Source organism: Synechococcus sp. N32, from assembly GCF_900473895.1.
Taxonomy (GTDB): Bacteria; Cyanobacteriota; Cyanobacteriia; order PCC-6307; family Cyanobiaceae; genus Parasynechococcus.
Genome location: NZ_UCND01000003.1, coordinates 151,545 through 169,077 on the forward strand (window position 1 = coordinate 151,545; position 17,533 = coordinate 169,077).

The following is a 17,533-nucleotide window of genomic DNA, read 5'->3' on the forward strand; positions in this document are numbered from 1 at the left end:
AACCCTCGATTCTTTAAACACCCATGGCACGCGAGAAGTTCGAAAGGAACAAGCCCCACGTCAACATCGGCACCATCGGCCACGTTGACCACGGCAAGACCACCCTCACCGCTGCGATCACCAACGTGCTCGCCAAGAAGGGGCAGGCTGAAGTTCAGAACTACGCCGACATCGACGGCGCCCCTGAAGAGCGTGAGCGCGGCATCACCATCAACACCGCTCACGTTGAGTACGAGACCGAGACTCGTCACTACGCCCACGTGGACTGCCCTGGCCACGCGGACTATGTGAAGAACATGATCACCGGTGCCGCTCAGATGGACGGCGCCATCCTGGTGTGTGCCGCCACTGACGGCCCCATGGCCCAGACCAAGGAGCACATCCTTCTGGCCAAGCAGGTGGGCGTTCCCGCTCTGGTGGTTGCACTGAACAAGTGCGACATGGTCGATGACGAAGAGATCATCGAACTGGTGGAGATGGAGATCCGCGAACTGCTCTCCAGCTACGACTTCCCCGGCGACGACATCCCCGTGGTTCAGGTCTCCGGCCTGAAGGCCATCGAGGGCGAGGCTGAGTGGGAAGCCAAGATCGAGGAACTGATGGCGGCTGTTGACGCCAGCATTCCTGAGCCTGAGCGGGAAGTGGACAAGCCCTTCCTGATGGCAGTGGAAGACGTCTTCTCCATCACCGGTCGCGGCACCGTGGCCACCGGCCGGATCGAGCGCGGCATCGTCAAGGTTGGCGAAGAGATCGAAATCGTCGGTATCAAGGACACCCGCAAGACCACCGTCACCGGTGTGGAAATGTTCCGCAAGCTGCTCGATGAGGGCATGGCTGGCGACAACGTTGGTCTGCTGCTGCGCGGCATCCAGAAGGAAGAAATCGAGCGCGGCATGGTGCTCGTGAAGCCCGGTTCCATCACCCCTCACACCAAGTTCGAGGGTCAGGTGTACGTGCTCAAGAAGGAAGAGGGCGGCCGCCACACCCCCTTCTTCGCTGGCTACCGCCCGCAGTTCTACATCCGTACAACGGACGTGACCGGCCAAATCACTGCCTTCACCGCGGAAGACGGTTCCAACGTGGAAATGGTGATGCCTGGTGACAACATCCAGATGACCGGTGAGCTGATCTGCCCCGTCGCCATCGAGCAAGGCATGCGCTTCGCTATTCGCGAAGGCGGCCGCACCATCGGTGCTGGCGTGGTCTCCAAGATCATCGAGTGATCAGCGCAAGCTGAACCACACGGCAGGAGATGGAGGGGCTCAGCCCCCCATCTCCTACATTTCTCTGAACCTCGACAACTGAAGTCCTGCTTCGTCCTCGAAGCTTTTTCGCTCCCTTCCTATGTCCACTGCCATCGCTCAGCAGAAGATCCGCATCCGCCTGAAGGCGTTCGACCGCCGCATGCTCGATCTTTCTTGCGAGAAAATCATTGAAACGGCCGATAACACCGCTGCAACCGCGATCGGTCCGATCCCCCTGCCCACGAAACGCAAGATCTACTGCGTTCTGCGCTCTCCCCACGTGGACAAGGACTCCCGCGAGCACTTCGAGACCCGCACCCACCGTCGGATCATCGACATCTACAGCCCCTCGGCCAAAACCATCGATGCGCTGATGAAGCTTGATCTCCCCAGTGGTGTGGACATCGAAGTGAAGCTCTGATCCGTTCGATCAGAACTTCATTTTCCTAGGATTCAGTTGCCTACAACACGGCGTTCGTGTCCGATTTTTCTGTGAGGGAGCTTCCCCTGTTCCCCCTGCCGGACGTCGTGTTGTTCCCGCAGCAGCTCCTGCCGCTGCACATTTTTGAATCTCGTTATCGGATGCTTCTCCAGACGGTTCTGGAGACCGACAAACGATTCGGCATCGTTCGCATCAACCCCGAGAACGGCGAAATGGCCGAAATCGGTTGCTGCGCTGAAGTGCTTCAGCACCAAACAACCGAAGACGGTCGCAGCTACATCGTTTCGCTGGGCCAACAGCGGTTCCGGCTGCTCAACATCACGCGGGAAACGCCCTACCGAACAGGGATTGTGAGCTGGCTGGAGGATGAGCCCGTGGCCGACACCGACCAGCTCAACAGCCTGCGGGACAAGGTGAGCGAAGCCTTGAGCGACGTCGTTCAGCTGACCAGCAAACTGCAGAACCGAGAGGTGGAACTGCCTGACGATCTGCCTGATCTACCGCGGGAACTCTCCTTCTGGATCAGCGCCCATCTGGATCAGGCTGCTTCGGAGCAACAGAGTCTTCTGGAACTAACCGACACCCACGAACGGTTGAGTCAGCAATTTGAAATGTTGGACCACACCCGACGCCAACTGGCGGCCCGCACTGTGTTGATGGATCTGAAGTGATGTTGGGATCTCTGTTATTGGTAGTCGGCTCCGTTGGAGCCACCGGAGTTGCGCTGTGGCTTCGCCGCGACCGGCGCTACGAATCATCGGAGAGTGTCGCCTCCGCCTACGACGCCTGGACGGAAGACCGCTTGCTGGAGCAGCTCTGGGGAGAGCATGTCCATCTCGGCCATTACGGGACCCCGCCCGGCTCCTGCGACTTCCGCGAAGCCAAGGAAGCCTTCGTCCACGAGCTGGTGCGATGGAGCGGTCTGGACCAACTCCCCGCCGGCAGCCGGGTGCTGGATGTGGGATGCGGCATCGGTGGCAGTGCCCGAATCCTGGCGCGGGATTACGGATTGAACGTTCTCGGCATCAGCATCAGCCCTGCTCAGGTGGAACGAGCCACACAACTCACCCCATCAGGTCTGAGTTGCCGCTTCCAGGTGATGGACGCCTTGGATCTTCAACTGCCCGATCAGAGCTTTGATGCGGTTTGGAGTGTGGAGGCCGGTCCCCACATGCCGGACAAGCAGCGTTATGCCGATGAGCTGCTGCGGGTGATGCGACCGGGGGGTCTGCTTGCAGTGGCCGACTGGAACCGCCGGGATCCATCTGACGGCGGCATGACGCGAACCGAACGCTGGGTGATGCGTCAGCTGCTCAACCAATGGGCCCACCCTGAATTCGCCAGCATCAAGGGGTTCCGCCAGAACCTCGACAACAGCGTGCACAACCGTGGCGAGATCGTCACCGGTGACTGGACCCAGGCCACGCTCCCCTCATGGATTGACTCGATCATCGAGGGCGTCCGCCGTCCCTGGGCGGTGCTCAGCCTGGGACCGAAAGCGGTCCTGCAAGGCCTGAGAGAAACGCCGACGTTGCTGCTGATGCACTGGGCCTTCGCCACCGGTCTGATGCAATTCGGCGTCTTCCGGATCAGAAAAGACTGATCCTCAACAGCCGCTCAAATCGCTGCTGGGGTAGGCACCGAAATGGGCGAGATGCTCACACAGAGGCTGCAACTGGGCGATCAGATCCTTCAGAGCCGCTGACGGAGCCGGCGGAAGATCCACATCCACAAAAAAGACGTATTCCCCCAGCTCCCGTTTGGACGGTCGCGATTCAATCCGACTCATGTTCAGGCCCCGCTCAGCCAAACAGGCCAAAGCCTCCAACAAAGCCCCCGGCGCATTTCGATGCAGCGAGAACGCCAGACTGGCCAAATCGCCATGCTCACTGCGCTGCCCACGGCGCAGCAGCAGAAAACGGGTGCGATTGCCCGCAACATCGTTCACCGGGAACGCCAGCTGATCCAACCCGTGTTCCCGGGCAGCGGTCTGGGAGGCGATCGCAGCCCGGAAGGGACTGCCCGCCACCATGCGAGCTGCTTCAGCCGTGGATGAGGTGGGCAGTTGCAAGGCGTCGGGCAGATGCTGGGCCAACCAGCCACTGCACTGGGCCAGGGCCTGCGGGTGGGAGAGCACTTCGGTGACTCTGCTGAGCGGCCCACTCCCCAGCAGAGCGTGCTGAATCGGCAGCACCAAAGCCCTGCGGATACAGAGCTCTGGATGGGACCACAGCGCATCGAGGGTCGCTGTCACCCCCCCTTCAACCGAGTTCTCGATCGGGACAACGGCTGCATCACACTGCCCTCCAGCCAGCTGTTCCACCACCGATCGGAGCCCCACGCAGGGAACGAGCTGGACATCCTCGAGAGCGTCCTGTTCGATCAACACCCGGGCGGCCTGCTCGCCATAGGTCCCGACTGGGCCAAGGAATGCGAGACGTGTAGGCATCGAAGCCGCACTGGATGGACTCGATAAGATCATGCCGCGTCAGGTGAAGACCATGCCCCTGGCCTTCGAAGCCAGTCAAAAGCTTGATCTGCCTGTCCGAACCGGAGCAGAGCGGCTTCCCACTTACCTGCTGGAGGAGGAGCGCGTCCTCGGGGCCCTGCTGGATGCCAAACAGCTCACCCGCCTGCAGTCAGGGCGCTACCGCTATGTGGTAACCAGCCTTCAGGTCTTCCAGCTCCACGTGAAACCCGTGGTGTCCCTCCAGATCCACATGGAAGGCGACACCTTGGTGATGCAGGCCCTCGACTGCGAACTGGAGGGTCTGGGGATTGTTGATGACTTCGCCCTGAACCTGGAAGCACGGCTGACGTCCACACCCGACGGACTTCAGGGACATGCCCATCTTTCGGTGAGCGTCAGCCAGCCATCGCTGCTCAAGCTGATCCCCAAACGGGTGCTGGAATCAACGGGCGAATCAATCTTGAGTGGCATCCTCATTGGCATCAAAGCCCGGGTTGGCCAGCAACTGATCGACGACTACCGAAGCTGGTGCCGGGAAACCGACGGGCAAGGCTCAACCGAGCAGACGCCTCAAGAACGTGTGCCGATGCAGGGGCGTGGGGCCTGAGGCCATCAAGCTCTGACGATGTTGCGCCGTGCCGTAGCCCGCATGGCGCTCGAGGCCGTAACCAGGGAATCGAGCCGATAAGCGCCGGATGAGTGCATCCCTGGCCTCCTTGGCCAGAACACTCGCCGCAGCAATGGCCGCTGATCGGCTGTCCCCTGCGATCACCGTGCGCTGCGGGCCCTGCCACAGCCGAAGGGGAAGGTTGCCATCCACCAGCACGAGCCCAGGGCGCTGCGGCAGTCGCTGCAGCGCCCGCAACATGGCGCGTTCCGTGGCAACGCGGATGCCGCAGGCGTCAATTTCGCGCGCTGATGCCTGGCCCAGACCGGATGCCGCACACAGCGACTGGATCACCGGAACCAGAGCAGCCCGACGCTTGGCTGACAGTTTTTTGCTATCGGTCAGCCCTGCCTTCAACAGCTCTTGAGCCGCTGCGGTCTCGAGCACAACAGCAGCCGCAAACACAGGACCGAACAAGCAACCGCGACCGACTTCATCCACACCAGCCACGTCCCGCCCGAGGGGGAGGGAGTCCTGCGCGGTCATCCGACTCAGACCGTGGCGACAGCCGAGGAGCGGCGACGGCGACGGCGAGGCTCATCAGGCTCAGATGTGTCCGCCACGGCCACAGGCTCAGGCTCAGCCGGTTGGCTGATGGGGGCCGGTTCTGGTTCGGTGATCGTCAGGTTGGTCACCGCCTCCAAGGGGGTGATCTCCACCATCAGGGGAACCGACTCATCCGGGGCGGATGAGGTGACGACAACAGGAGTCTCAGCGGCAGGGACCGGGATCGCAGTGGACTGACTCGCCCCGTTGCGTGAACCTGAACGACCACCCCGTCCGCCACGACGACGGCGGCGTCCGGAACTGGCCGCCAATTGCTGACGCGCCGCCTCCAGCACCTCCTGCTCGTCCTCGCCAGGACGCACAACCCGGACCACGACGTTGTCGGATGTAGGGGGCTCCTCCAGCAACAGGGCAGGGTTCAATCCCAGCCAACCAAACAACTGCTGTTGCTCGCCGGTCATCGGGACGGCAACCAATTCAGGGTCCTGACGACGGGCGGTCGCGGGCTCCTGAGCCTCTTGGGTCGACACCTCAGGGGCAGTGGTGTCGGTCGTCTCGACAGGAAGGACGGCATCCTGACTGCCGCGCCCTCGACCACCGCGCCGCCGCCGGCCATTGCCACCGCTCTCTCCTGGCGCAACAACTTCGGCGCGGGCAGAGGCCGCCGAGCGAACCAATCCTGTGGCCGTTGCCAGAGGTTGAAGCAGGTCTTTGCCGGGAAGAACGGCCACATGGCCCAGACCACCACAGCTGGGGCAAGCCCGACCAAACAGTTCATAGATGTTCTGCCCTTGACGCTTGCGGGTGAGTTCCACCAGGCCCAGTTCGCTGAGCTGTGCAATCTGCGGGCGGGCTGAGTCGTCACGGACGGCTGTCGTGAAATGCTCCAGCAGCTGGAGCTGATCACGACGGGAATCCATATCGATGAAGTCGATGATGATCACCCCACCGATGTTGCGAAGCTTGAGCTGGCGAGCGATTTCGATCGCCGCCTCGCAGTTGGTCCACAGAACGGTTTCGCGCGCATTGGCCGATCGTGTGAACGAGCCCGAGTTCACATCGATCACCGTGAGTGCTTCGGTGGGCTCGATGATCACGTAGCCACCGGACGGCAGATCAACCCGCGGCTTCAGCGCATCGCGGATGGCGGCATTGACCTTGTAGTGCTCCAGCAACTCGCTGGGTTCACTGTGAGCCTCCACCAGCACATTGCCGGCTTCGGCACCAAGGAAACTGCTCACACGGTTCACAGCGGCGGCATCGTCCACCACAACCCGGGCCAGATCCGGGCCCATGTGGTCCCGCAGAATCCGATGGATGAAGTCTTCATCGCGGTTGAGCAGCACCGGCGGTGCAGCCGTTTCAGCGGCTTGCTGAATCGCCTCCCACTGGCGCAGCAAGGATTCCAGATCCTCAATCAACAGCTCTTCGCTGATGCCGTCGGCTTCCGTACGGATCAGCAGACCGGCTCCAGGCGGCTTGATCAGAACACCAAGGGCACGCAGCCGGTTCCGTTCTGCATCAGAACTGATGCGCCGGGAGATGTTGACCCCCTGGCCATGGGGCTGAAGAACCAGGTAGCGACCTGGCAGAGCAAGATTTCCCGTCAACCGTGGGCCTTTGGTGCCGGTCGGTTCTTTCATCACCTGAACCAGAACCTTCTGGCGAGGCTCCAGAAGTTCAGTGATCCCTGCTGAACCTTTCTTCAGACGCAGCGGCCCAAGATCGGTGACATGGATGAACCCGTTTTTCTCACTCTCACCGATATTGACGAAGGCGGCATCAATGCCTGGCAGAACATTTTCTACCGTTCCTAAATAGACATCTCCGATCTGATAACGACCCTGCGCGACGATGAGTTCATCAACGCGTTCATCGGTCAGCACTGCTGCGATGCGCAGCTGCTCCGCGATGACAATTTGCTGGGGCATAACAGGACTGGTTGAGCCCGATTGAGGGCCAAATCCGTTGAGGAACCTGCCGGTTCTCCCTCACGGGTTGATGGAAAGATCTGAGCTGGTCAGCAAGACCAAAAGGTTGCGGAGCAAGAACTCCTATGACTCAGGCTTGGGGGTTCCAAAAAAGACCGCCGTGCAAGCCGTGATGTGGACCTCGATATCCGTGTTGGATCAGACAAGACCGGAACAAGGTTGGTCCCGATGGACGAAACACCTGTTCTTTAGCCAAATTAGCACTGCGCACTGAGGAGCAGGGCCTCTCGCGCCAAGCGTTGCACCTGCAAGGGCTGACCAACGGTCTCAGCCAGCCAGTGCTGAATCTGAGCAGGGCGCAAGCTTCGACCCATCTCATCCACCGCCGCTTCCAAGCGAAGCCGAACGGATCCATTGGCGTTCTGATCCGTCACCTGCAGCGCCTTCAACGCGGGGCGGCAATCCCGTTCCCGAGGGCGGCCCTTCTTGTCGGTGTCGTGCCACACCAAGGCTGTGGCCTGCAGGAGCTGATCCACCGCCGCAGTCCAATCCAATGACATCAGGGCCTGCTCCTGCGGCACGAGATCAAAACACCAAATGGCCCCCGTCAGTTCTTGCGAAAGGCTCTTGCCACTGACGGGAACCTCAGCTGCCGCCAGCAGCTGAATGCCCTCCGGCAGCAACGGCTGAAGCGTCTTGCGGAAGTGGTTGGGATCCAGGGCCTCGGTGAATTCCAGATCCATCCACTCGCTCTGGGCCTCAGCACCGAGGGGAAGTGCCAAAGCGATCTGAACCCGCGGCAGTGGATGAAACCCACCGGTGAAGCTGATCGGAAGCGCACTGCGACGAAGGGCCCGCTCCAGCATGCGCATCAAATCAAGATGGCTGAGCAGCGCCATCGATCCCGTTTTGGCGAATTGCACCCGGATCCGGCACACCCGGTCACTGGGCGGCGCCTGGGTCGGCACCTGGGTTGGCACCTCAGGAGCGGGAACCACCACGTTGTGCCCGAGATCCGGGCCGCAGACCCCACAACTGCTGCAACCATCAAAGGAGCAGTCGGGCACAACCGCCGCCGCCAGAGCCCGTTGCAGATCGTCCGCGAGCCAGGCTTTGTCGATGCCGGTGTCGATGTGATCCCAGGGGAGTGGCTGAGCACAGAACGCTTCCAGATCCTCCCGATCCAGCGCAGCCACAGCACTCCAACCCCCCACCTCCATCTCCCGGTAACGCCCCTCCAGGCCGGCATCCGCGATGGCTGCGGTCCAGGCGGCGTAGGTGCGATCCAGCGACTCGAACCAGGCATCCATGCCGGCACCAGCTCGCCAGGCCGCCTCGATCACCGGGGCAAGGCGCCGATCGCTGCGGCCCACAAAATCCTCCATGGCCGAAAGCCGCACATCGGTGAAATTCACCTTCACGCCGCGCAAACGCCTGAAGGCCTCCTTGAGCAGCACCTGGCGCCGCTCAAACTCAGCTGTGGAGACGCTGTGCCACTGAAAAGGGGTGTGGGGCTTGGGCGTGAAATTGCTGATCGTGATGTTCAGGTTCAGCCGACCCAGATCACGGCAGCGCTGCTGGAGCATCACGCAGGTCTCGGCAATGCCGAGAACATCGGCATCCGTCTCACCGGGGAGACCGATCATGAAGTACAGCTTCACCTTGCGGTACCCGTTCTGCATGGCCGTGCGGATGCCATCCAGAAGGTCGTCATCGGTGAGGCCCTTGTTGACGATGTCGCGGAGGCGCTGTGTCCCGGCCTCCGGGGCGAAGGTGAGACCCGCTTTCCGCGTGCCGCCAAGGATGTGGGCAATGTCTTCATCGAAGCGATCCACCCGCTGGCTGGGCAGTTGAAGCGTGACGTTCTGATCCGCCAGGCGGTTGCGCAACTCCACCCCCACCGCCGGCAGCGCCAGATAGTCGCTGCAGCTCAAGGAGAGCAGCGAGAAATCGCTGTAGCCGGTTTGTTTCATGCCGGTCTCCACTGCCTCGATCACCGCTTCGGGTTCCACATCCCGAGCCGGTCGCGTCAACATTCCGGGCTGGCAGAAGCGACAACCCCGGGTGCAACCGCGGCGAATCTCCACCGTGAGACGGTCGTGCACCGTTTCCACATGGGGCACGAGACCCATGGCGTAGTGGGGCATTGGCGTCGCCACACGGCGAAGAACCCGTGCCGGGACATCAGGATGAAGCGGCTCGAGGGTGACCCCATCGGCGCCCGTTCCATAGAGCGCAGGCACGTAAACGCCGGGAACCTGGGCCAGATCCCGCAGCAATTGCGATCGCGTCAATCCATCCGCTTTGGCTTGCGCCACCACCAGACCGATTTCGGGCAACAGCTCCTCACCGTCACCCAGAGCGATGAAGTCGAAAAACGGGGCATAGGGCTCTGGATTGCTGGTGGCGGTGGGCCCACCAGCGAAAATCAAAGGAGGTGCTGCAGGATCACTCAGGGGCAAGTCGCCCCGATCAGCGGCGCGGATGGGCACCTGCGCCAGATCCAGCATCTCAAGAATGTTGGTGGCGCCCAGTTCGTAACTGAGACTGAAACCCAGGATGTCGAAGGCCGGCAAAGGCCGACGGCTTTCCACGGCAAACAACGCCTGGGAACGTTCCCGCAAGCGGCTTGCCAGATCAGCCGCTGGAAGATAGGCGCGATCACACAACTGCCCGGGGACGGCATTGAGGATCGAATAAAGAATGATGTGGCCCAGGTTGCTGGAGCCAACCTCATAGATCTCGGGGTAGGTGAGCGCCCAGCGAACCGACGCTGTCTGCCAGTCACGTGGTTCAACCCCTAACTCATGCCCCATGTAGCGGGCCGGTTTGTTGATGCCGCTGTCCACCAGGGCATGAAAATCAACCGGGTGATCCAGGGATGAGACGACCACGTCGGATGTCCTGACTCCTGAGGTCATCGTATGGAGCTACCGACACGGCAGGATGCACCGCAGAAATAGCTCCCGATTCCGTGGTTCAGGTCAACGGCAACTACCTCAAGCTCAAAGCGGGCTACCTGTTCCCTGAGATCGGTCGACGCGTCAAAGCATTCAGCAGCGCCAATCCCGAGGCAGCGCTGATCCGCCTGGGCATCGGTGATGTCACGGAACCCCTGCCGCTGGCCTGCCGTGAAGCCATGAAAACCGCCATCGATGCGATGGGCACCGCCGAAGGCTTCCATGGCTATGGCCCGGAACAGGGCTACGGCTGGCTGCGGGAGGCCATCGCCAAAAACGACTTCCAAGCCCGAGGCTGCGACATCAGTGCCGAGGAAATTTTTGTTTCCGACGGCTCCAAGTGCGACAGCAGCAACATCCTCGACATCCTCGGCGAGAGCAACAAGGTGGCCGTCACGGACCCCGTCTACCCGGTGTACGTGGACAGCAACGTGATGGCTGGCCGCACCGGGGAAGCTGGAGAGATCGGTCGCTACGCGGGACTGACCTACCTACCGATCAGCGCAGACAACGGCTTTGCAGCGCAGATTCCCAGTGAACCGGTCGACCTGATCTACCTCTGCTTCCCCAACAACCCCACCGGTGCCGTCGCCACCCGGGAACAACTCCAGGCCTGGGTGAACTACGCCCGCGCCAATGGCGCACTGATCCTCTTCGATGCGGCCTACGAGGCCTTCATCCAGGATCCGGAACTCCCCCACTCCATCTTCGAGATCGAAGGAGCCCGGGACTGTGCCATCGAATTCCGATCCTTCTCCAAAAACGCCGGCTTTACCGGCACGCGCTGTGCCTTCACCGTGGTGCCCAAGGGGCTGAAAGGCAAAGCAGCCAACGGCGAAGCCGTGGAACTCTGGGGGCTGTGGAACCGACGTCAGAGCACCAAGTTCAACGGTGTGAGCTACATCATTCAGCGCGGAGCTGAGGCTGTTTATTCCGAAGCCGGTCAGGCCGAGGTGAAGGCCCTGGTGAGCTTCTACATGGAGAACGCCGCGATCATTCGCCGCGAACTCAGTGCTGCAGGCCTCACCGTCTATGGCGGCGAACACGCTCCCTACGTCTGGATCAAGACCCCTGAGGGCATGGACTCCTGGGGCTTCTTCGACCATCTGCTCAACAAGGCCAACGTGGTGGGCACACCCGGCAGCGGTTTCGGCGCCGCTGGCGAGGGGTATTTCCGCTTGTCGGCCTTCAACAGCCGCGCCAACGTGGATGAAGCCATGGCACGCATCAAGGCGTTGTGAGCCGCCCCCTCTCCCCATTCCCTTTAGATTCCAAAGGCTTCGGATCAATGGTCATGGCGGTGGACTCTCCCAGCCAAAAACCAGGTGGTGCAGCTGTTCTGGACAAGGCGCCAGAGCGGGTTCGCAAGCGCTCGCCTCGCTACAAGGTGCTGCTGCACAACGATCCGGTGAATTCCATGGAATACGTGGTGGCCACCCTGCAGCAGGTCGTGCCTCAACTCAGCGAGCAGGACTGCATGGCCGTGATGCTGGAGGCCCACAACACAGGCGTGGGCTTGGTGATCGTGTGTGACATCGAACCGGCGGAGTTCTATTGCGAAACCCTCAAGGCCAAGGGGCTGACCAGCTCCATCGAGCCTGAAAACTAGAGCGATGAAGCAACTGCTGAAGAGGTTTCTCCTGCTTCAGCCGGCCTGGCTGCCCACGGTTCTGTTCATTCCTCTCCTTTATGCGTTGGGGTGGCTTGCCGCTGTTCCGTTGACGCTGCTTGGCCTGCCAATGGATCAGCTCTCACTCACCGGAACGGTGCTGAGTTTTGCGCTGTTCCTCCTGGTGCTGCCCCGCTGGGCAGCACTGCGTTGGTCCGAATCACGGCCTTGGGCGGCCCTGGGAATCTGCGGGGCTACCCCACAGAAACGACCCACACCTGCAGCTGCTCTTCTCAAAGGTCTTCTCATTGCCGCAGGGCTGCTGACGGTGATCACAAGCGTCGTTCTGATCGAAGGCTCGGGAGATTGGCGAGGCGAAGTGGATGGAAGCCACTTGGTGAATGCTGTGTTGCTCTGCCTCGGCGTTGGCTTTGCAGAAGAATTGATTTTTCGCGGCTGGCTCTGGGAGGAACTCAATCGAATGATGGGCTCGCGTCGTGGAGCCATAGCCCAAGCCAGCATCTTCAGCCTCGTTCACACGCGCTTCAACCTGGGGCTGGGTGCAATGAGCGGCCTACTCATCGGCCTATTTCTACTAGGGATGGTTCTTGCCAAACAGCGGCAAGCAGACCGGGGTTCACTTTGGGGCTGCATTGGCCTGCATGGCGGACTAGTCGCTGGGTGGTTTCTATTACAAAATATTCTTATCTCAACAAATCAGAAACTGCCCTTATGGCTTCTGGGAGGAGCTAGTATTGAATTTAACAATCCTATAGGAAGTCCTCTTGGAATATACCTTTTATCTACCACATTTTTATTATTCACAAAAATCTCATCCAAATCAAATGCTTAAATTAAGCCTGCCTATTAACTTTATAAAAGCGCAACTAAGCAAGTCAAATAAAATACTTATATATATGATGCAAAAAAATGAATGCGACCTTCTTGAAGCGTGGTCTAAATATCACACAAAGATCACCCGTCCTGCAAATATTACAATCGTTGACAACGGATCAAATGAACAAAAAACGCTAAAAATACTGGAATTATTAGCAAAAAAAGGATTCAATATTGTCTCCAAAGAGAATCCCGAAGAATTCGAGAAGAAAGGAGCCATAATCGAAGAGTTGATCAAAAAAAATCACAAACCAAATTGCGTCAGCATACCGCTTGATTGCGACGAATTTTTGACACTAGAGACTCAAAAAGGAATAGAGTGCAAAGCCAAAAGTATTAAAAAATATTTGCATGGATGCGCCTCAGGAAAAATCTTTAAAGTAAAGAGAAGGTTAAACAATTCGCCCTTTTCACACCATGAATTTATGCCAATGCCAGCCGAAAGGCCAACAAAACTCTTTTTCACAACAACCGATTTTCGAAATCTAAATATCGGCTTTCACAGCTGCAGCTCTTCGCATCGAACCAGCGAAAGCGAAATATCTCTCGTACACTTACACTTCGGATCACACCGTTCATTAATAGAAAAATCAAAAGAAAAATTAAAATCAAGGGTAGATATTAATTCCGCTGAAAAGCTTACCAACTACAGCGGCAAAGGACACCACTTAATACCGTATCTAATCCTCACGAAAAACGAACTGAGCCATAAAATAATAAACGAAAACATTTTTGTGCGATGCAAGAACTTTTCCGAAAGAATTAAAAAATACAAGATAAAACATCCATTTGAGCCATGGGAAACCAAAGAAATTTACGATATTTATAAACTTCGGAAATTTGAAAACCCGAATTCCTAGCAAAAATTTTTGCAAGCTTAGCTTAAACGCTATGCTCGTGAACAAAGTCATTTTTTGGAGCATCAGCGCCCTACTGATTCAAACCAAACAGCAAATGCACCTATTCAAGTCGCAAAATAAACAGCAGTGCTGGGACAAGAATTTCAACTGATTCGTCAAAGGCTGACCAATCGAAGGCCTCAGAATGTCGTGGTTGTTTTTGCGGATCAATGGCGAGGCACATCGGATGTTGATCAGTGCCGCACACCCACACTTGATCGCTTCAAAAGCCAGGGCATTGACTTTCCAAACGCCATTTCCGGCTGTTCACAATATTCTCCATACCGAGGATCGTTGCTGACCGGTCTTTACCCACTCCAACATGGCGTCCTGGTGAACGACACTTGTTTGGACCCAAAACACAATTCGATCGCCTCTGCCTTCAAAAGAAATGGCTAACAAACGGCATACATCGGCAAATGGCATGTCTATGGGTCGCCAACTGGAGGATTCAACCGAAGAAACTCACCAATACCCAAACAATATCGTGCAGGCTTTGATCACTGGCAAGGGAACGAATGCAACCGCAATTACCACCAATCACCATTCTTTTTGAATGATGATCAAGAGCAAAAACTCTGGAAGGGCTACGACGCCATCGCCCAAAGCCGTTGCGCCGCAAAACTCATCAAAGAATTTGCAAAAAATGCACAACCCTTTTTCCTCGCTGTTTCATGGGGGCCACCCCATGACCCATACCATTCAGCCCCCCCATCAATACCAAGAGCTATACGACAAATCAACAATCAAGATCCCTGAAAACGTTCCAGGGAAGCACCAGAACCAGGCAAGAGAGCAGCTACATGGCTACTACTCCCATATCTCAGCTCTCGACGATTGCCTGAAAACCATCCTGCGAAGCCTCAAGAAAAACAACCTCGACGACAAGACCATTGTGGTCTTCACATCCGATCATGGCGACATGATTTTCAGCCACGGCTTAACCAGAAAGCTGTTTCCATTTGAAGAATCTGTGCGCGTTCCTCTCGTCATCAGAGACCCAGGCAGCAAACATCGCGCAGGGCAGCAATGCAATGCACCGATTGACGCACCAGATCTGATGCCAACACTGCTTGGATTGGCAAATTTAAAACAGGAAGATCACGTACAGGGCAAGGACTGGAGCACTACCATCCGAGGCAAAAAACCTGAAAAAAGTTCAGACGCAGGACTCCTTAGTGCACCAGTGCAGGCGGGGCCACTTCAACTGTACGGAATAAGCCTATCGCGGCGTGCGCACAAACCAGCACACCTATGTGCGCAACGAAAGCGGAGCCTGGCTTTTATTCGACAACACCAATGATCCCTTGCAGATGAATAACTTGATTCACACCAAATCAGCAAAGGGAATTAAAGACTACCTGGAACAATTGCTTCAAATCAAGCTGAGAAAATTAACCGATCACTTCGAGAGCAGCGACCAAATCATTGCGAAGCATCATCTCCAACAGCATGTTGCCAAGACAGGCGTGGGCACTCAAATAGCATGGTCTTACCCCTGGGCGACACCAGAACAGACCACCTAGAGAGAAGGATCTGCAAATTTATATCCCAAAAAAGAGATATCTTCAGAAAAGATATCGGCAACAGCTTCAATCGTTTCATCATCAGAATAGTACGCTTGAAATGGCTGCCTCTTTGATCGATTGGCATGGCCGGGCAACTGATCGAGCGGCAACCCAAGAGCAGAAAAAATTTGCCCACAATCTTTATCAAAAGACTCCAATCTCCCAATTCGATCAACGAGCAAAGGTCCATCTTGGTCAAGCAGAAACCGCACCTGAGGTATCCACTGCACGTGCTCCTTGCGACGAATCAATTCGAGGTAAGCCTTGAATTCCGTATCCGAAGTCATCCCCAGAAAATCCATTAGATCTGGCCTTTGCTGCATGTAAGCAAATTGCGAAACGATCCGATCCCAGGGATTCCTCACAAAGGCAAACTTATAGTAGGCACTGAAAACATCAAAGCCAACCTCTTCGCAAATCTGCCAAGCCAAAAGGTGTTGCAGGCCCCCAGTTTGATATTTGTTTTCAAACTGGTTCACAAAACCCATCCAAAGATCGTCCTCGGTACGATCTTATTCTTGCGGCCAAATCACATCTTCAACAGACGTACCACCACACTTGGGGATGTGGATGAAAATACATTTTTTATCGTGAGAAATCACAACAGCATTGAGGAATCAGCGCACAGCCGTTGCCAAGGCAGCCCGGCCGGCCACAGGGGCTCGTAACGCTTCCTGAAGCGAAGCTACGCCGTAATCCCGTTCAAGAATGGACATCACCGTGCGACCGAAATCCGCAGGATTGCGATCAAATGCCTCAAGACACACTCTGCCAAAGGTGCTCCCCATCGGCTCGGGGTTCCAGAGAAGCTTGCGGGCCGTCCACGGCATCATGCTCATCGGGTTGTAACCCGGCTTGATCAAACCCTGATCAAAACCGTATTGCTCCAAGTGGGTATGGGGCTGCAAACCAATGAAAAAGATCGCTGGCTCAACCAAATCAGCGCCAAAAATGGCCTCCAGCTCTCGGTGATAAGCCACAGTCTGGCGGATGGTTTCCGGTCGCTCATCGATCACGTTGAAGGAGTAGTTCACCGACACGTGATCCCGGAAGCCCGCATTCGCCAGCATCCGGCAACTCTCCAGAACGGTGCGAAGGTTGTAGCCCATGCGCATCTTGCGAACGAGCTCCTGCGAGCCGGATGTAATGCCGATCTCGAAATAGCTCATACCCGTCTCCACCATGAGCTGGGCCAATTCGGGATCCAGATTGTCAGCGCGGATATAGGCGGCCCAACGAATGCCGGTCAGCCCTTCCGCCTTGATCGCCCGCAGCAGTTCCTTGGCGTCTTCGATGTAGCGCCGCGCCGGAATGAACTGGGCATCGGTGAACCAGAAACCACGAACACCGCGGTCGTACAGCTGGCGCATCTCTTTCACCACCTCATCCACGGGGTTAAGGCGCACCTGCTTGCCTTCCACCACCGTGTAGACGCAATAACAACAGTTGTGCGGGCAACCGCGCTTGGTCTGAACTCCAACGTAAAAGTCACCGCCTTCGAGGTACCAGTCGAGCTGGGGCCAGATCGAAGCGATGTAGTCGTAATTGCAGGCGGTTTTGGGCCGACTTTCCGGCTGCTCATGAATCAGGCCTGAACGGGGCTTCTCGCCAACCACGAAGCATCGTTCGCCCTCGAGGGAGTGACCCTGAATCAACTTCTCGAGCAGCGGCTCCCCCTCACCGATGGAGACCACCGTTCCTTTGGGGAGCGACTTGCCGAGTTGCTCGTAAAACACACTGACAGCTCCACCGCCAAGCACTGCTCTGGCCGTCGGCTGGTGGCGGCGTGCACGTTTCAAGCCTTGACGCACCAGACGCTGATTTCTGCGCAGCTCGCCGTAATGACTGCTCATTAACTGAAGCCCGCCCAAGGCTCCATGCAGACGCTTCAGCGGATTGCGGGCGTAGAAGACCTCAAACGAATTCTGAAGAGGATTGCCCCCACGCCCATCGACCGGCGCATAGATCTGGATGTCTCTCCACGAGAACACCAGCAGCGTCGGTTGGAACTGGTCAACGGTGGCGTCCAGCACGCGATGGACATCCAGCACCGGCAGAGCAGCGAGATCCAGGATGCGCTGAGGCATCTCCGGGAAGCATTTGTGCAGATGGTCGGCGAGGTAGATCGGCCCGATCGGGAAGATCGGATTGCAGGGCAGCCGCACCAGCAACACCCGTTCTTGTTGTGGTGCCACGGAAGCTGCCATGAGGCTTTCGGGACGCTAACAAGCGCTGCCGCCAAAGGGGCGGAGGGCCTCTTCACAACAACTTCATCAAGCCAGCAACACACAGCGCAAACTTCCTTTACAATCCCGATCAGGCAGGGCTCTCCTGCCCTT

At 57.7% G+C, this 17,533-nt stretch carries 18 protein-coding genes; 12 read left to right on the forward strand and 6 right to left on the reverse strand.

Annotated elements, in window-relative coordinates:
* The first annotated feature begins 23 nt into the window (after positions 1 to 23).
* From tuf to DXY35_RS01130, 4 genes are all read left to right on the forward strand, one after another.
* Positions 24 to 1,223 carry an elongation factor Tu gene (gene tuf, locus DXY35_RS01115; RefSeq protein ID WP_115080435.1) on the forward strand — a complete coding sequence of 400 codons (1,200 nt, stop codon included), beginning with the start codon at positions 24 to 26 and terminating at the stop codon, positions 1,221 to 1,223.
* Positions 1,224 to 1,344: 121 nt separating this feature from the next.
* Positions 1,345 to 1,665, forward strand: coding sequence for a 30S ribosomal protein S10 (gene rpsJ / locus DXY35_RS01120; RefSeq protein ID WP_011363346.1), 321 nt, complete (start codon positions 1,345 to 1,347; stop codon positions 1,663 to 1,665).
* Between the two features lie 56 nt (positions 1,666 to 1,721).
* Positions 1,722 to 2,357 carry an LON peptidase substrate-binding domain-containing protein gene (locus DXY35_RS01125; protein WP_115080437.1) on the forward strand — a complete coding sequence of 212 codons (636 nt, stop codon included), beginning with the start codon at positions 1,722 to 1,724 and terminating at the stop codon, positions 2,355 to 2,357.
* Positions 2,357 to 3,289 (forward strand): methyltransferase domain-containing protein, encoded by a 933-nt coding sequence (locus DXY35_RS01130; protein WP_115080439.1) that lies wholly within the window; start codon positions 2,357 to 2,359, stop codon positions 3,287 to 3,289. The genes DXY35_RS01125 and DXY35_RS01130 overlap by 1 nt, the downstream gene beginning before the upstream one ends.
* Positions 3,290 to 3,292: 3 nt before the next feature.
* Here DXY35_RS01130 and pheA read toward each other — a convergent pair whose 3' ends face one another.
* The gene (gene pheA, locus DXY35_RS01135) at positions 3,293 to 4,135 is read right to left on the reverse strand and encodes a prephenate dehydratase (RefSeq protein WP_115080441.1); all 843 of its coding nucleotides are present in this window, start codon (positions 4,133 to 4,135) and stop codon (positions 3,293 to 3,295) included.
* A 31-nt stretch (positions 4,136 to 4,166) separates the two neighbouring features.
* On the opposite strand from pheA, the gene DXY35_RS01140 reads away from it, so the two are divergent.
* A complete protein-coding gene (locus DXY35_RS01140) occupies positions 4,167 to 4,763 on the forward strand; it encodes a DUF1997 domain-containing protein (protein ID WP_115080443.1) in 597 nt (198 codons plus the stop codon).
* Here DXY35_RS01140 and DXY35_RS01145 read toward each other — a convergent pair.
* From DXY35_RS01145 to DXY35_RS01160, 3 genes are all read right to left on the reverse strand, one after another.
* The gene (locus DXY35_RS01145) at positions 4,710 to 5,309 is read right to left on the reverse strand and encodes a ribonuclease HII (protein ID WP_115080444.1); all 600 of its coding nucleotides are present in this window, start codon (positions 5,307 to 5,309) and stop codon (positions 4,710 to 4,712) included. The genes DXY35_RS01140 and DXY35_RS01145 overlap by 54 nt on opposite strands.
* Positions 5,310 to 5,314: 5 nt before the next feature.
* Positions 5,315 to 7,261, reverse strand: coding sequence for an Rne/Rng family ribonuclease (locus DXY35_RS01150; protein ID WP_115080446.1), 1,947 nt, complete (start codon positions 7,259 to 7,261; stop codon positions 5,315 to 5,317).
* A 257-nt stretch (positions 7,262 to 7,518) separates the two neighbouring features.
* The gene (locus DXY35_RS01160) at positions 7,519 to 10,182 is read right to left on the reverse strand and encodes a TIGR03960 family B12-binding radical SAM protein (RefSeq protein ID WP_115080450.1); all 2,664 of its coding nucleotides are present in this window, start codon (positions 10,180 to 10,182) and stop codon (positions 7,519 to 7,521) included.
* Between the two features lie 53 nt (positions 10,183 to 10,235).
* Here DXY35_RS01160 and DXY35_RS01165 point away from each other — a divergent pair, with 53 nt between their 5' ends.
* From DXY35_RS01165 to DXY35_RS13010, 7 genes are all read left to right on the forward strand, one after another.
* On the forward strand, positions 10,236 to 11,462 hold the full coding sequence (locus tag DXY35_RS01165; RefSeq protein WP_115080452.1) for an LL-diaminopimelate aminotransferase: 1,227 nt from the start codon (positions 10,236 to 10,238) through the stop codon (positions 11,460 to 11,462).
* 47 nt (positions 11,463 to 11,509) lie between these two features.
* Complete coding sequence (clpS, locus tag DXY35_RS01170; protein ID WP_115080454.1) at positions 11,510 to 11,830, forward strand: ATP-dependent Clp protease adapter ClpS; 321 nt, start codon at positions 11,510 to 11,512, stop codon at positions 11,828 to 11,830.
* A gap of 4 nt (positions 11,831 to 11,834) precedes the next feature.
* The gene (locus DXY35_RS01175; protein WP_115080455.1) at positions 11,835 to 12,683 is read left to right on the forward strand and encodes a CPBP family intramembrane glutamic endopeptidase; all 849 of its coding nucleotides are present in this window, start codon (positions 11,835 to 11,837) and stop codon (positions 12,681 to 12,683) included.
* Entirely contained in the window at positions 12,676 to 13,587 is a 912-nt protein-coding gene (locus DXY35_RS01180; protein ID WP_115080457.1) for a glycosyltransferase family 2 protein, read from the forward strand. Before DXY35_RS01175 ends, DXY35_RS01180 begins: the two co-directional genes overlap by 8 nt.
* A gap of 189 nt (positions 13,588 to 13,776) precedes the next feature.
* Positions 13,777 to 14,025: a sulfatase-like hydrolase/transferase gene (locus tag DXY35_RS13270; protein ID WP_371681716.1), complete on the forward strand. Its 249-nt coding sequence runs from the start codon at positions 13,777 to 13,779 to the stop codon at positions 14,023 to 14,025.
* A 160-nt stretch (positions 14,026 to 14,185) separates the two neighbouring features.
* Positions 14,186 to 14,929, forward strand: a complete 744-nt coding sequence (locus DXY35_RS01195; RefSeq protein ID WP_170950472.1) for a sulfatase-like hydrolase/transferase — start codon at positions 14,186 to 14,188, stop codon at positions 14,927 to 14,929.
* Positions 14,930 to 14,933: 4 nt separating this feature from the next.
* A complete protein-coding gene (locus tag DXY35_RS13010) occupies positions 14,934 to 15,152 on the forward strand; it encodes a hypothetical protein (protein WP_115080463.1) in 219 nt (72 codons plus the stop codon).
* On the opposite strand, the gene DXY35_RS01205 is transcribed toward DXY35_RS13010, so the two are convergent.
* Entirely contained in the window at positions 15,149 to 15,682 is a 534-nt protein-coding gene (locus tag DXY35_RS01205; RefSeq protein ID WP_115080465.1) for a sulfotransferase family 2 domain-containing protein, read from the reverse strand. The two genes, DXY35_RS13010 and DXY35_RS01205, sit on opposite strands and share 4 nt — an antisense overlap.
* Positions 15,683 to 15,811: 129 nt before the next feature.
* Complete coding sequence (locus DXY35_RS01210; protein WP_115080466.1) at positions 15,812 to 17,401, reverse strand: photosystem II high light acclimation radical SAM protein; 1,590 nt, start codon at positions 17,399 to 17,401, stop codon at positions 15,812 to 15,814.
* Between the last annotated feature and the right edge of the window lie 132 nt (positions 17,402 to 17,533).